At 57.9% G+C, this 1,540-nt stretch carries 1 protein-coding gene; it reads right to left on the bottom strand.

Annotated features, from left to right (window positions below; translation table 11 throughout):
• Positions 1–328: 328 nt before the first annotated feature.
• On the bottom strand, positions 329–1,432 hold the full coding sequence (locus ACIQJ2_RS38235; protein WP_400678241.1) for an IS110 family transposase: 1,104 nt from the start codon (positions 1,430–1,432) through the stop codon (positions 329–331).
• Positions 1,433–1,540 lie beyond the last annotated feature (108 nt).

The raw sequence follows: 1,540 nt of genomic DNA, 5'->3' as shown, positions 1-1,540 counted from the left end.
CCACTCTCATGTTCGCCCTTACAAGATGCAGGAATAGAAAAATTGTCGCCCTGTCGTCAGGGCGTTTCGTTGCGTGTGGATGCATCCTGGGGAAAGCAGGAGGCACGGTCAAATAACGACGGTTGATCATGCTCTGATACGCGGGTTGATTACCGCCGGACCTGATGCGTCGCGGAGCTTCCTCTGTCTAGATTGCAGCGTCGGACTATGGCCGGCTGATAGTGGGATCGAGGGTTCTCCTGCCGTGACCGTGCCCCCAGCGTTGCCCAGGCGCACATGGCTTTCTTTCTCTTCCGCCCTCCTTGTTGGGTTCAGGATTGAGCTATGCTCAACGCGGTGAGACCTGGCATGCAATTGACCAGACGAAGCCCGATAGTTCGCGGGCGATTGCAGTCGTAACCGTCGTTACCGGCTTTCCGGCCTTCGCAAGCTTCCGGTATCGGCTGCATAATCTTAGCTGTGCCTTCCATGCCGTGTCACGGATCGGTTTTGGAAGTTGCTCCTGACGGATCAACTGATCACGGCTGATCTTTGCCGGGAACCGATAGCTCCAGGAAGCTTCAATGAGCATGCGACGTGCCGTTGTATTGCCTGCTTTGGTAATCCCACCCTGACGCCGAGTTCCACCGCTTGAGCGTTCAGAGGGAACCAGCCCGAGATACGCCATCAATTGGCGCGGGTTTGTAAAACGGCTCAGATCGCCAAGTTCGGCAATCATCGTCGCCGCCGTCACCAGAGCCATGCCGCGAAGCGATTGCAGTGCGACGACCACCGGGGCCAATGACCAGTCGTCCAGCGTGGCCTCGATCTGCTTTGTTAGCCTATCGCGCCGCTCGGTTGCCGCCTCGATCGTGGCGATGTGATCCTCAAGCACGATATTGTGGATTGGCTGCTCAAAGCGGAGACTGGCCAACCAACGTCGATGCATCTGCGTCCAGGCCGGGCGGCTGTAGCGAAAGCCATGGCGCAGTAAAAATCCACTGAGCTGCTGTCGGGCCTGCCGCAGGCTGCGGACTGCGGCAAGCCGTGCCCGGACCAAATCGCGCATCGCCTCATGGGCGAGGTCGGGTATCCAGACCGCGCTCAACTCACCGGCTCTATGCAGTCTTGCCAGATTGTTGGCATCACGACGGTCTGTTTTGATACGATCGCCAGGCTTTTTTGGGATCAACGACGGCGCAACGACCACACAGTCGTGCCCGGCATCCGATAGCTGTCGCTGAATACCGTAGCCGCAAGGACCTGCTTCATAGCAGAACTTCAACGCTCGCCCCGGCTGAACCAGCTTGGTCAGCAAGCGCGACAGAGCCGCAGGGGTGTTGACGATTTGACCAAACGAACGCACGTCGCCACGGCCGCCGCCATCAGCAAGCGCTACCGCGATCGTATCTTTGTGAACATCCAAACCGACATATGTGATAGTCTCGTTCATGGCCCGTCTCCTATGCATGAGGCTCTGTGCGAGGTTAACTTACGCAACCCTCGATACCTGCATATTGTGAGACGGGTCACCCGGTCCCCAGGCGAACATTTAGTCTAG

Source organism: Rhizobium sp. NPDC092011, assembly GCF_044756305.1.
In the GTDB taxonomy this organism is placed as follows: domain Bacteria; phylum Pseudomonadota; class Alphaproteobacteria; order Rhizobiales; family Rhizobiaceae; genus Rhizobium.
This window is presented reverse-complemented; position numbering and strand designations above follow the sequence as displayed.